This is a genomic window from Streptomyces sp. NBC_01390 (assembly GCF_045040105.1).
Classification (GTDB): Bacteria; Actinomycetota; Actinomycetes; order Streptomycetales; family Streptomycetaceae; genus Streptomyces.
In genome coordinates, this window is the sequence record NZ_CP109551.1 from 842,104 (window position 1) to 854,155 (window position 12,052).

12 protein-coding genes and 2 pseudogenes are annotated in these 12,052 nt (G+C 68.2%); 4 read left to right on the top strand and 10 right to left on the bottom strand.

Annotation, left to right across the window (positions count from 1 at the left end; all coding sequences use genetic code 11):
* Positions 1–19: 19 nt before the first annotated feature.
* Both OG241_RS03575 and OG241_RS03580 read right to left on the bottom strand, forming a co-directional pair.
* Positions 20–1,312 carry an SGNH/GDSL hydrolase family protein gene (locus OG241_RS03575; protein WP_405826025.1) on the bottom strand — a complete coding sequence of 431 codons (1,293 nt, stop codon included), beginning with the start codon at positions 1,310–1,312 and terminating at the stop codon, positions 20–22.
* Positions 1,313–1,498: 186 nt separating this feature from the next.
* Positions 1,499–2,830: a PHB depolymerase family esterase gene (locus tag OG241_RS03580; RefSeq protein WP_405813619.1), complete on the bottom strand. Its 1,332-nt coding sequence runs from the start codon at positions 2,828–2,830 to the stop codon at positions 1,499–1,501.
* Positions 2,831–3,276: 446 nt separating this feature from the next.
* On the opposite strand from OG241_RS03580, the gene OG241_RS03585 reads away from it, so the two are divergent.
* Both OG241_RS03585 and OG241_RS03590 read left to right on the top strand, forming a co-directional pair.
* Complete coding sequence (locus OG241_RS03585) at positions 3,277–4,257, top strand: polysaccharide lyase family 1 protein (RefSeq protein WP_405813620.1); 981 nt, start codon at positions 3,277–3,279, stop codon at positions 4,255–4,257.
* A gap of 44 nt (positions 4,258–4,301) precedes the next feature.
* A complete protein-coding gene (locus tag OG241_RS03590; protein ID WP_405813621.1) occupies positions 4,302–5,108 on the top strand; it encodes a pectate lyase in 807 nt (268 codons plus the stop codon).
* Between the two features lie 175 nt (positions 5,109–5,283).
* Here the strand turns inward: OG241_RS03590 and OG241_RS03595 are convergent, their stop codons facing one another.
* On the bottom strand, positions 5,284–5,718 hold the full coding sequence (locus OG241_RS03595; protein ID WP_405813622.1) for a hypothetical protein: 435 nt from the start codon (positions 5,716–5,718) through the stop codon (positions 5,284–5,286).
* Positions 5,719–5,827: 109 nt separating this feature from the next.
* On the opposite strand from OG241_RS03595, the gene OG241_RS03600 reads away from it, so the two are divergent.
* On the top strand, positions 5,828–6,454 hold the full coding sequence (locus OG241_RS03600) for a nucleotidyltransferase family protein (protein WP_405813623.1): 627 nt from the start codon (positions 5,828–5,830) through the stop codon (positions 6,452–6,454).
* On the opposite strand, the gene OG241_RS03605 is transcribed toward OG241_RS03600, so the two are convergent.
* The 5 genes and pseudogenes from OG241_RS03605 to OG241_RS03625 form a co-directional block, all read right to left on the bottom strand.
* A complete protein-coding gene (locus OG241_RS03605; protein WP_405813625.1) occupies positions 6,429–6,770 on the bottom strand; it encodes a hypothetical protein in 342 nt (113 codons plus the stop codon). The genes OG241_RS03600 and OG241_RS03605 overlap by 26 nt on opposite strands.
* Before the next feature lie 164 nt (positions 6,771–6,934).
* Positions 6,935–7,456 (bottom strand): annotated as a pseudogene (locus OG241_RS03610) (helix-turn-helix domain-containing protein); the annotation flags it as partial.
* A gap of 455 nt (positions 7,457–7,911) precedes the next feature.
* Positions 7,912–8,121, bottom strand: coding sequence for a DUF6069 family protein (locus tag OG241_RS03615; RefSeq protein WP_405826027.1), 210 nt, complete (start codon positions 8,119–8,121; stop codon positions 7,912–7,914).
* Between the two features lie 280 nt (positions 8,122–8,401).
* Positions 8,402–8,713: a hypothetical protein gene (locus tag OG241_RS03620; RefSeq protein ID WP_405826029.1), complete on the bottom strand. Its 312-nt coding sequence runs from the start codon at positions 8,711–8,713 to the stop codon at positions 8,402–8,404.
* A gap of 38 nt (positions 8,714–8,751) precedes the next feature.
* Positions 8,752–9,675, bottom strand: coding sequence for an aldo/keto reductase (locus tag OG241_RS03625; RefSeq protein WP_405813626.1), 924 nt, complete (start codon positions 9,673–9,675; stop codon positions 8,752–8,754).
* Positions 9,676–9,727: 52 nt separating this feature from the next.
* Between OG241_RS03625 and OG241_RS03630 the strand changes: the two genes are divergently transcribed.
* Complete coding sequence (locus OG241_RS03630) at positions 9,728–10,297, top strand: TetR/AcrR family transcriptional regulator (RefSeq protein WP_405813627.1); 570 nt, start codon at positions 9,728–9,730, stop codon at positions 10,295–10,297.
* A gap of 229 nt (positions 10,298–10,526) precedes the next feature.
* Here OG241_RS03630 and OG241_RS03635 read toward each other — a convergent pair.
* Positions 10,527–11,003: pseudogene (locus tag OG241_RS03635) on the bottom strand (Tn3 family transposase); the annotation flags it as partial.
* A gap of 235 nt (positions 11,004–11,238) precedes the next feature.
* Positions 11,239–11,928 (bottom strand): SDR family NAD(P)-dependent oxidoreductase, encoded by a 690-nt coding sequence (locus OG241_RS03640; protein ID WP_405826031.1) that lies wholly within the window; start codon positions 11,926–11,928, stop codon positions 11,239–11,241.
* Positions 11,929–12,052: the final 124 nt, after the last annotated feature.

Sequence of the window (12,052 nt, forward strand, 5' to 3'; positions counted from 1 at the left end):
GGCCGGTCTCAACCCGGGATCAGCTCTTCCCGAACCAGCGCGTGGGAACGGCGGCGGCCAGCGTGCGGTACCCCTCGGGGTTGAGATGCAGCCAGTCCCCGTCGTGCAGGTCGGCGCGCAGCCGGCCCGGATCGGCCGGGTCGCGGACCGCCCGGTCGAAGTCGACGACGGCGTCGAAGGCGCCACCGGTGCGGATCCAGGCGTTCACGGCCTGCCGGGTCGTCTCGCGCAGGCCGGCCGGATCGTCGTACGGCGTGTTGCCGCGGAAGGGGGTGAGTGTGGCTCCGTAGACGCGGATGCCCTGGGCGTGCGCGCGGACGACGATCTGCTGGTACGCGGCGATGAGGTCGTCGGTGACGCGCTGCTGAGCGGCCGGGGTGGCCTCGGCGGTGCCGATGTCGTTGACGCCCTCGAAGACCATCAGCCAGGAGACCCCGCTGTGGGCCAGGACGTCCCGGTCGAGCCGGGCGAGGGCGTTCGGTCCGAGGCCGTCGTTGAGGACCCGGTTGCCGCCCGCGGCCTGATTGAGTACGGCGATCCGGCCGCCGCCGGGAAGGCCCCTGAGCCGGTCCAGGAGCTGGTCGGGCCAGCGGTTGTTGCCGTTGGTCGTGGAGCCCCGGCCGTCGGACAGCGAGTCTCCCAGCACGGCGACGGCACGCGCGTCCGGCCGGGAGAGCACCTCGACGTCGCTGAGCAGGTACCAGTGGTTGACCGGGGTGGCCCCGGGCAGATCCTGCTCGCCCGTGCCGTCGCCGGAGCGCAGGTACGAGGTGGTGCGCGAGCCCGGGTGCGAGGTGAGCGCGAGCGAGGTCTGGCCGCCGGAGAGGTACGTCGTCACGGTCAGGTTGGTCGCGGGACGCAGCCCGAAGTCCAGCGGGTCGGAGACGACCTGTGCCCCGGCGGGGACGGTGGTGGTCCGGCGTCCGGCGAACGTCACCTCGCGCAGGGTGCCGGGTTCGACGGCGCTGACTCCGGCCCGGCCTTCCAGGGGGAGAGCGACCGTCACGGCGGTCAGGGGCAGCGGGGTGGTGCCGAAGGCGTTGGAGAAGCGCAGCCGGATGCGCTCACCGCCGGTGGAGACCCGCACGGTCTGGCGCAGGGTGGTGTCGACGAGGACGGCGCGCTCCCCGGTGAAGGGCGCGGGGGGCATGTTGCCGGGCTCGGTGAGCTGCGGCATCGACGTCCAGGTGTCGACCCAGTGCGGGGCGGACCGGGCCGGGCCGGCGACCGTCGGCTGTGGGCTTCTGACCAGGGCCACCACGGCGGAGGACGCCACGGTGACGGCCAGCACGAACACGCAGGTGGCGACCAGGTAGGCGAGTGCTGCTCCGGTGGACGGCCGCTCGGGCCGGGGCGACTGCGCGAGGCGGGGCGACTTCACGGGCCGGGTGCCTTCCTCTGTCCTGACGGGCTTCTTCTGTCCTGACGGGCTTCTTCGGATCGTGCGGAGCGGGGTGACCGGGTGCGCGCTCGTGGCACGCACCCGGCACAGGGGGGCTCAACCGGCCGTGCAGGCCGTTCCGTTGAGCGTGAATCCGGACGGCGCGGCACTGTTGCCCGTGTGGCTCGCCTGGTAGCCGAAGCCGACACTCGCGCCGGGCGCGATGGCCGCGTTGTAGGTGACATTGGTGGCGGTCACCGTGCCGGAGGAGGGCGCGAAGATGGCGCTCCAGCCGGACGTGATGGTCTGTCCGGAGGGCAGGGTGAAGCCCAGTTTCCAGCCGTTCACGGCCGTCGTGGTGTTGTTGGTGATGGTCACGGACGCGGTCAGCCCGGTGTTCCAGGCGTTGGTCGTGACCGCCACCTTGCAGGCGCCGGCCGGGGGCGGGGGCACGGTGCCGCCGCTGTCCAGGCCGAAGAAGGTGATCACGCGGGCGGCCATGCCGGTGGTGATCAGGTTGTGGCCGACACCCTGGACGCTGACGGCCTCGACGGGCGCCTTGTCACCGGTGGCGCCGTAGCGGGTGCGGGTCCAGCCGGACTGGGGCGAGTCGGTCGCGGACGGCGTCTGGGTGAGCCCCTGCACATTGGTCCACTGCTTGATCTCCTCCCCGAAGTTGGGGTAGCGCAGGGTGTCGTCCTCGGTGCCGTGCCAGAGCTGCATGCGCGGTCGGGCGCCGGTGTAGCCGGGGTAGGCGTTGCGCACCAGGTTGCCCCACTCCTGCGGGGTGTGGGTCACCGTCCCCTGGGCGCACTCGCTGTTCCACTCCGAGCCGTTGGTGGTGGCGAAGCAGCCGAACGGTACGCCCGCGAAGGCGGAACCGCCCGCGAAGACGTCCGGGTAGTCGCCGAGCAGGACGTTGGTCATCATCGCGCCGGAGGAGACCCCGGTGGCGAAGACCCTGCTGGTGTCCGCGTTGTAGGTCCGGGTGACCCAGTCGACCATGGACCTGATGCCCACCGGGTCGCTGCCGCCGCCCCGGGTGAGCGCCTGCGGCGAGGACACGTCGAAGCACTTGCTGCTGCGAGTGACGGACGGGTAGATCACGATGAAGCCGTAGCGGTCGGCCAGCGAGGCGTACTCGGTGTTGGAGTAGAACACGGGGCCGGAGCCGGTGCACCAGTGCACGGCCACCAGAACCGCCGGGCGCGTGGTGACGCTGTCCGGCACGTACACGTACATCTGCAGGTTGCTCGGGTTGGTCCCGAAGTTCGTCACCTCGGTGAGCGCGGCGGCCGCCGCGGCAGGGGCCGCCGCCGGCTCCGTACGGGCCGCCGCAGCGGGCGCGGTGAGAAATGTTGCCGCGAGTAACGGCAGCAGGCCTGCGAGAAGCGCGACGAGCGCCGAGCGCAGCGGTCGTCTCGCGATGGTGCCGACAGTGGTGGACACGTCCTTGTCCCTTCCTGATCACGGCTCGTGGGGTGACGCGTGGCGGAAGTCGAAGTCCCGCTCCGCGGGGCTGCCCGCCCGCATCGTGGCATGAGCATGGCCCCCATGGAAGCGCTCCCACACATCGAAAACATTCGCTGACCAGCGGTTGCGGAGCCGAGGGAAACGCATTGCGCGCAAAGCGTTGACCAGAAAGCGCTTACCCCCTACCTTCCGTTCATCGATGTGACCCATCGATGTCGATCCCCATTCGACGAGACGGCCCGAAGCGCACGCACTCAGGGACGTGCACTCCCTGAAGTGTCGACGTCCCCCCACTTCGGGCCCTCCGTCGCCGCCCCATCGAGTCACGGGCAGCGCACCACGTGACGTACAACATGGTGAATTTTGTTCACATAGCTGATCACCCCCTCGATCAGCCAGCCCTCCCGAAGGGACGCACCCGCATGCGTAAACACCCCCCACGTACACAAACGCAAAGATCTGTGGCGGTGGCGGCCGCGGCCACCGCTCTCGCGGCCGCCACCGTGCTGACCGTCCCCCAGACGGCCGGCGCCGCCGAGAACGCGCCCATCGGATTCGGCGCGGGAACGACCGGCGGCGGCAGCGCCAACCCCGTCACCGTGACGACGCTCGCCGCCTTCAGGACGGCCGTCACGGGCAACGCGGCGAAGGTCGTGCGGGTGAGCGGTCTGATCACGCTGAGCGGTCAGGTCGACCTCGGCTCCAACACCACGGTCCTGGGCGTCGGTTCGTCCTCCGGTTTCACCGGGGGCGGCCTCAGGATCAAGGAGGAGACGAACGTCGTCGTCCGCAATCTCAACATCAGCAAGCCGCTCGCACCGTCCGACGGCGTGACCGTCCAGGAGTCCACGAAGGTGTGGATCGACCACAACTCCTTCTCCGCGGACCGCACTCACGACAAGGACTACTACGACGGCCTGCTGGACATCAACCACGGTTCCGACAACGTGACGGTGTCCTGGAACACCTTCAAGGACCACTTCAAGGGCTCACTCGTCGGCCACAGCGACAAGAACGCGTCCGAGGACACCGGCCATCTGAAGGTGACGTACCACCACAACCACTTCAGCAACGTGAACTCGCGCATCCCCAGCCTGCGGTTCGGCACCGGCCACTTCTACGACAACTACGTCCAGGGTGCCGAGACCGCCGTGCACTCACGGATGGGCGCCCAGATGCTCGTCGAGAACAACGTCTTCCGTTCGACGCCGGTCGCGGTGACCACGAGCCGCAACAGCGACATCGACGGATACGCCAACCTGCGCGGCAACGACCTCGGCGGAGCCGCCACAGAGGTCTCGCGGGTCGGCACGTTCACCACCCCTCCGTACAGCTACACCGCGGAGCCGGCCTCGACCGTCGTCGCCTCGGTGACGTCCGGCGCGGGCGCCGGAAAGCTCTGACGACTCCCCACACCGCACGACCGACCGGAAGAAGGCAACGGGACATGACTTCCGCAACACGTCCACGCGCGCGCGGGCGCGCGCTGACCGGCACCCTGGCCACTCTCAGCCTTTCGCTTGGCATGATCATGACCAGCGGTGCGTTCTCCCCGGCGAGTGCCGCGACCTGGCCGACCGCCAACGGCAGCCAGGGCGTCTCGGCGACCATCGCGGTCTCCGGCACCAAGGACTACGGGATGAAGCGCCTGTACGGCACCGGGGACCTCGGCTCCGACAACCAGGACGAGGACCAGGGACCGATCCTCGAGCTGGCGGCGGGCGCCGTCCTCAAGAACGTCATCATCGGCGCCCCGGCGGCCGACGGCATCCACTGCAAGGGCAGCTGCACGTTGCAGAACGTGTGGTGGGAGGACGTCGGCGAGGACGCCGCGACCTTCCGGGGCAGCTCGTCGTCGAACGTCTACACGGTGTCCGGCGGCGGCGCCAAGGAAGCCAGCGACAAGGTGTTCCAGTTCAACGGCGCCGGAACGCTCAACATCTCCAACTTCGCGGCGAAGAACTTCGGCACCTTCGTGCGGTCCTGCGGCAACTGCTCCACGCAGTACAAGCGGACCATCAACCTCACCAACATCGAGGCGACCTGGAAGGGAGGCAAGCTCGCCGGCATCAACACCAACTACGGCGACAGCGCCACCCTGAGGGGCATCACGATCGTCGGGGACACCAGCAAGAAGATCGTCCCCTGCCAGAAGTACATCGGCAACAACAGCGGCAAGGAGCCGCCCACGAACGGCTCCAACCCCGACGGCACGTACTGCAAGTTCGCGACCGGCGACATCACGTACAAGTAACCCCTTCGCAGGTGAAGGCGAGCAATGAGCCGAGCCACAGAGAGCAACTCGCCCTCTGACCTGCAAAAACCATTACTGAGTCGCTGAATTGCGGAGCAGCGCAGAGGGCCACCATCCCTGTGTGGATGGTGGCCCTTGTCGATCCAGGGGGTTCTCAGGGGGTTTCAGCGGGAGTTCACGAAACTCCCGCTCGGGGCACCACCAGGAATCGTGCGCGAATCTGGAAGGGCCTCAGTTCGGAGGGGAACTGATCGCTCAGGTTCTCGGCCTGGGTGACGGCCAGTCCACTGCTCTCACAGTACTCCTCGACCCACGCGAGGGCAGAGGCCAACGCACGGTCCGGTTCGCTGCTCACCTCGGTGCGGATCTCCCCCAAAAGCACGCCTCCGAGTTCGAGCTGGACGCCGACCGCCCACGCATCGCCATACCGGGCGCCGGAGACCAGCAGCTCCGTGGACTTCTGCGCACTGTCGGCAGGAAGGTCCAGCTTCGTGAACGTGCTGAAGCCCAGCGGCTCCACGGCACGCAGGTCCGCTCCCGTTCTATCCGGGGCGCCGCCATCGAGCCAGGCGTCCACCGCGGTACGCCCCCGCTGGCCGTTGTCCGGCATGAAGTCTAATGGTGACGTCGGGTATTGGAAATGTCGGAATGCCTCTGGGGCGAGGGTCTTCTGAGGCGGATCGAGGCCGCTGGCGGGCGAGTCGTGGTAGGCAGGGTTGGTGATCAGCCGACTTCCTCTCGATGAGCAACTTGACTCCCTGCGTGCGGTGCTGTCGCGTAACAATGTGCTGACGGAGGTGTTGGCGCGGACTGCGACGTTGGATCTGCCTGGGTGGTATGTGACGGCAGGGTGCTTGTTCCAGACCGTGTGGAACGTGGTCACGGATAGGCCGCCGACCAGCGGTATCAAGGATTACGACGTCTTCTACTTCGACGAGGGCGATCTGTCCTCGGAGGCGGAGAACGCCGTGATCAAGGCCGGGCAGAAGGTCTTCGCCGGCCTGCCTGCAGAGGTCGAGATCCGGAACGAGGCACGGGTTCATCTCTGGTATGAGGACAAGTTCGGAGTGGCGTGTCCGCCGTATGACTCCGCCGAGGCGGCAATCGACAGCTTCGCTGCGACGACGTGCTGTCTGGGGGTTCGTGTGGAGGCCGACGGCCGGTGGCGTGTGTATGCGCCGCACGGGCTTTCGGATGTGTTCAACCTCGTCGTTCGTCCGAATCCGGTGCTCGCTCCGCGGTCGGTCTATGAGAGCAAAGCGGTGCGGTGGCGTGAGCAGTGGCCCGAGCTGACGGTCCTGGAGTGGCCGTCCGGGAGCGTCACGTCGGCCTCGCCCGCTGGCTGATCTCGGCGGCGTAGGTGGCCCAGTCGCCTGCGGAGAGTCGCTGCCAGGCGACGGCGACGTCGGTGTGGATGCCCAGGGTGCGGGCGAGGATCGCGGCGGGGATCTCGGTGGCGAGTTGGAAGAGCGCCGTGCTGCGGGCCTGATTGGGACGGAGCCCGAGCCGGTTGAGCCGCTGTGTCAGCTGCGTGGTGCTGATCGGCCGTCCGGGCTGTCCGCCGGGGAAGAGCCATCGAGACGGTGTCAGGGCGCCGATGGTCGCGTGGTCCTTGCGGTTCGCCGCGACGGTGCGGGCGAGGTGGGCGACGGGCTCGGGCAACTGGACGGGGGCGTCGCCGAGGTGGAGACGTACTTCCTGGACGCCGACCTAGACGTCCTCGGTGGTCAACCGGTGGATCGCCGACGGCCCTTGGGCAAAAAGGAGGAGAAGCAGTCCGGCGAGGCGGTCTTCGGGCTTGAGGGTGTTGTCGCCGTACGTGGAACGCGGCTGCGAAGTAAGTCGGCACAGGTCGTGTTCTGTCGTTCGGGTGCGGGCAGAATGCCGTGCGCGCGGAGGATCTCCCAGACGGTGGAGGCGGCGACCTTGACGCCGAGAGCCGCGAGTTCACCGTGGATCCGGCGATATCCCCATGAGGGATTCTCCCGGGCGAGGCGCAGGACGAGGGTGCGGATCGAGCGGACGGTGGGCGGGCGGCCGCGGCGCTTGGGCACGCAGGCCGCAGCATGGCGTCGCTTGAGAAGGTCACGGTGCCATCGCAGGATGGTGTCTGGACGTACCAGCAGCAAGAGGTGCCGCAGCTTGTCCATCGGGAGGTGGTGGAGCAGGCCGGCGAGGACGGCGCGGTCGGCGGCGGTGAACGTGGGTTTGCCAACCTGACGCTGCAGGACCAGCAGCTGGTGGCGCAGCGCCAGGATCTCGATGTCCTTGTCGCGGTCGCTCATCGACAGAAGGCGCAGGAGTGCCAGGGTGTTGGTCGCCGCGAGATAGGTCAAGCGCAGCAGCACGAAAGAATCATGATGGTGTACACGCCTGTGCACGTGAAGAGACTGGGTGGGCTGGGGCACGGCCAGAGATCGGCGGTCAGGGCCGCGACCTGGGCGGATGTATTCTCGGCACCCGCAACCACTTCACGGCACCCGCGGGACTGCGAGACCACATCAACTGAGACACGGCTCGCCATCCTCGGTCCCGGGATCAAATCAACTGAGATTTACGACAATCCGGCGTCTCGGCCGATCTGGTTGTCCTTTGACAGCGAAGATAGTCGCGTGCAGCGCGCTGGCCTGGGGCGACTAGGTTGGATGTCAACGGAGGGGCCAATGAGCCTTTTCCAACCTCCCACGTCACAAACAGCGCTCCCTGCCCCGCCGGCGGCGTGACAGCCTCCCGCAGAAGTAGGTGTCAGGGCCCGGCTGCGAGCGTGTCCTGGCGCGGTTGGAGCCTGACGTCGAATCGAGAGTCAATCGGTCCGGGTGCGCAGGCTCCGCGCCAGGGTGGGGATCATCACCGTCGCAGGGACGAGGTGTAGCCCGAGGAGGGCAGTGGTGGTGGCGGTGTTTGCCCCGGAGAGGAGGGGCGGGACCAACGAGATCGCGGTCAGCGACACCGCCGTCCACACGAATCGCTCGGCGGGGCGAGCGTCAACATCGCCGCCGCACGACGCGCCCACGCCGACCGACAACAAGTCCTCAACCTCTACGGCATCACAAGATCATCATGAACCGGACATCGCCTTCGCGCCGAATTCCCCAGATCGCGTCGGGCGGGCGGTCGTCGAGGACGTCGAACCAGGTCGCGGTCGTGAGCCGGCCGACACCAGCCGGCTTGCCGAAATCCGTGGCGATCTTGGCCTGCAGCTAGTTGTCGCCGATGCCGACGGAGCAGTCTAGATCCGTAGCCGCCTTGACGTCGGTTTGCAGGCCACGGGTGGAGCTCTCCGGGCCATCCGCTCAGCACGCCGACGAAAGCCTCGTCCCAGCCGAGCACCGCAACCGGACACCCCGTTTCCTGGAGCACGGCCATGACCCGCGCGGAGACCTCGTTGTAGACGTCCGCCTCCACTGGCAGGAGACGCAGTCCGGACAGCGCTTCGCGGCGGTGCGCGGCGGCAGCTCCGAGTGCACGCCGAACTCCCGGGCCTCGTAAGACGCGGTCGACACCACGCCGCGCTTGGTCGGGTCGCCGTCCCCACCGACCACGACTGGCTTCCCGCGTAGCTCCGGGTGACGCAGTTGCTCAACGGCGGCGAGGAACGGGTCCATGTCCACGTGCAGCACCCACTCGCTCACACCGGCAGATTTTACCCCATCGGGAGGCGCTTCTTGGCTTCCTCGTAGAGATCGGACGGTAGCGGGCCCTTTTCCGCGATGGCGATGTTGCCCGCCAGGTGGGCCGGGTTCGCGGTGCCGACGATCGTGGTAGACAGGCCGGGGTGGCTGAGCGTGAAGCGGAGGATGAACTCCTGCTTGTCGATGCCTGCCTGGTCGATGAGGTCCTCGATGCCCGACGTCTCCCAGTTGCGCTGGCCGACACCCGGCTGCTGGGCGAGCGGACCGACGGTCCAGTTCTTCTCCTGCGACGCCGCGCCGCGAGCGGCCCCGCCGCGGATGAGCGTGCCGGTCCCCTTGTCCGCCGCCTCGGTAATGAGGTTCTCGTGATCGCGTTGCACGGCCGAGTAAGGGATCTGAAAAGCGTCGAAGACGTTCATCGCAAGGTGGTCGGGCAGGTTGGGCAGGATGCCCGACATGCCGATGAAGCGGACCTTGCCCTCGGCCTGTAGTTCCTTGAGCATCTCGACGGTGCGGTTCTCTTCGAGCGTGGCCCGGCTCGGTGACATGTGCACCTGGATCAGGTCGAGGCGATCGGTCCGGAGCCGGCGCAGCGACTGCTCGACATCGGCGCGGACGTTCGCCTGGCTGTAGTCGTGCGGGTAGGGCGGCGGCGTGTCGGCGGGCGGCTCGATCGGGCAGCCGCACTTGGAGGCGAGAAAGAACTCGTCCCTGCGGTGGGCGAGGTGCGTGCCGATGAGCTCTTCGCTGCGGCCGTAGTCGGGCGAGGTGTCGATCAGGTTGATGCCGCCGTCGAGGACCGCGTTGAGCAGCCGGCCGGCGTCCTCGTCGGTCAGCCCTGGCCCTCTGCGCAGCCCGCCCAGTTCCATAGCGCCGTAGCCGAGGATGGTCACGTCCGTGTCGGTGTGCCCGAGGGCACGTGTCGTGATCGCCATGCCACTAAGGTGAAGCATCATTCATCTTTCGTCAATGGTCCCGGAGGGCTCCATGACCTCACCCCGACCGCTGCGTGCCGACGCGGCCCGCAACCGTGCCCGGATCCTGACCGCGGCGCATGAGCAGATCACCGAGCACGGGCCCGAGGTGTCGATGGAGCAGATAGCCGCTGCCGCGGGCGTCGCGGTCGGCACCCTGTACAAGCACTTCCCGAACAAGAGCGACCTGGTCACAGCCGTGGTCGCCACCTCGTTCGAAACACTCGCCGACGACGCCGAAGAGTGCCTGCAACGCGCGAGCCAGGGTTTACCCGCCATGGCGGAGCTCACCGGCTTCCTCAGCCGCGTGATGGACACCGTCGCCCACAACCGCGCCGTCAAAGCAGCCGCGTACGCGCTCGGCGCCGACCACGCAGCCCACCCCGCCAAGCAGGAGGTGGAGACCCGCGTCACCCAGGCTCTCGGCCGGCTCATCCGCACCGCACAAGCCCAGGGCGCTCTGCGCGCCGACTTCACCCCCGACGACCTGTACCTGATGCTCTCCACCCTCCCCGCCGACCAGCCACCCACCGCCCGCGCCCGATGGCTCGCCCTCCTGCTCACCGGGCTCACCGCCCGCTGACCGACCGCGGGGGGTACGCCGCCGTCGCGGCCACCGCCGGGACGTCCTCTACGACCGCCCCGCCTGCCGACAGAAGGCGTACCGGACCCGCCGACGGGCCGCCGAGCGGGTCCGCGAAGCCGTAACGGCCCCGGCCGGTGTGACCACTCGCGGAACCAGCTCCGGGGCTCCGGCCGGCACGGACGCCTAGGTCAAGATGGTGGCGACCACGACGCGCCGCCGTACGACGTCACTCGTCGTCGGCAGCGTCCTTGTCGCGCAGCGGGCGCATACCGCCGGGCAGCTCGGGCAGCTTGAACGAGTACCGGCCCAGCATGTTGATGTGCTGTCGCACGAACGGCGAGAGGCGGGCGACATCCTCGTCGCGGACGTCGAACCCGTCCGCCCGCAGCCGGTTCACCGCAGCGTCCATGTACCTCGTGTCGAAGAGGACGACGGCGTTGAGGACCAGGCCGAGCGCGCCGAGCCGGTCCTCCATGCCGTCCTGGTAGCGCTGGTAGAGCTGCCCCGAGCGGCCGTGGAAGATCTTCCGGGCGAGTGCGTGGCGGCCCTCCTGGAGGTTGGCCTGCGCCTTGATCTGACGGCGGTAGCCGGGCTCGTCGGCCAGCCGCAGGATGTGCAGGGACTTGGCGATCCGCCCGTAGTGCGCGATCGCGTCCCCCAGCGGGGCCGGCCGCCCGTCCCTCGACAGTATCCGGATCACGTCCTACGCGCGCACCGCGCCAATGTCAATCCCCTCGACCTGTGGAGATCTTCTAAGCGGCCAGCTCCAAGGCGGAGTTGGCCTGGTGGTCGTGCTCGTAGTCGATCGGCTCTGATATCCACACACGCTGTGTAGCCGACGGCCGTTGTAGAAGCCGGTGATCCAGGTCGCGATCCGCAGCCGCGCCTCGGTGCGGGTGGCGCTTGCGACCAGCGCGCCTACGGCCGCTCAACGTGGATCAGCGGGCGTAGCCGCCGTCGGCCATGATGGTCTGGCCAGTAACGAAGGCAGCGTCGTCGCTGGTGAGGAAGGCAATGGTGCCGGTCAAGTCTTCCGGCAGCCCGTTGCGCTTGATGGCCTGGGACTGTGCGGCCGCCGTGAGAGCTTCCTGCGGGTAGGCATTCAGGACGCCGGGTGTGATGGTCAGGGTCGCGCCGACCGCGTTGACGGTGATGCCGAACGGGGCGAGGTCGTTGGCCAGTCCGCGGCTGAAGCCGATGTTGCCCATCTTGCTCGCCATGTAGTGGGACATGCCGGGCGCGTTGGTGACGATTGAGTTGGAGGTCACGTTGACGATGCGGCCCCAGCCGCTCTTCTTCATGGTCGGCAGCAGGGCCTTGACCATGAGGAACTGCGAGTCGAGGTTGACCGCGATGACGCGCCGCCAGGTGTCGTAGTCCAGCTCCTCGATGTCGAGGAAGGGGCAAATGCCGGCGTTGTTGACCAGGATGTCCGCCCGCCCGAAGCGGTCGGCGACCTCCTTGCCCACGGCCGCGGTCTGGTCGGGATTGGACACGTCGCCTGTGAGACCCAGCACCGGGTGTCCTTTGTCGGCGAGCAAGGCGACGGTTTCCTCGGGGCTGTTGAGGTCGACCGCGACGACGCTCGCGCCGCGTGCGGCGAGGTCGACGGCGATGGCCTGGCCGATGCCGCGTCAGGCGCCGGTGACAACGGCCACGCGGTCCGTGTGTGTCTGGGGAACTGACATGTCAGAAACTCCTTTGTTGCGAACTTCCGGTCCCGCGCCTCGTGGCACGGTGCCCGGGACTTCT

Coding starts and splice junctions, on each gene's coding strand:
- OG241_RS03585 (WP_405813620.1), top strand. CDS start 3,277: ATGCGTAAACACCCCCCACGTACACAAACGCAAAGATCTGTGGCGGTG.
- OG241_RS03590 (WP_405813621.1), top strand. CDS start 4,302: ATGACTTCCGCAACACGTCCACGCGCGCGCGGGCGCGCGCTGACCGGC.
- OG241_RS03595 (WP_405813622.1), bottom strand. CDS start 5,718: ATGCCGGACAACGGCCAGCGGGGGCGTACCGCGGTGGACGCCTGGCTC.
- OG241_RS03620 (WP_405826029.1), bottom strand. CDS start 8,713: ATGGACCCGTTCCTCGCCGCCGTTGAGCAACTGCGTCACCCGGAGCTA.
- OG241_RS03625 (WP_405813626.1), bottom strand. CDS start 9,675: ATGGCGATCACGACACGTGCCCTCGGGCACACCGACACGGACGTGACC.
- OG241_RS03630 (WP_405813627.1), top strand. CDS start 9,728: ATGACCTCACCCCGACCGCTGCGTGCCGACGCGGCCCGCAACCGTGCC.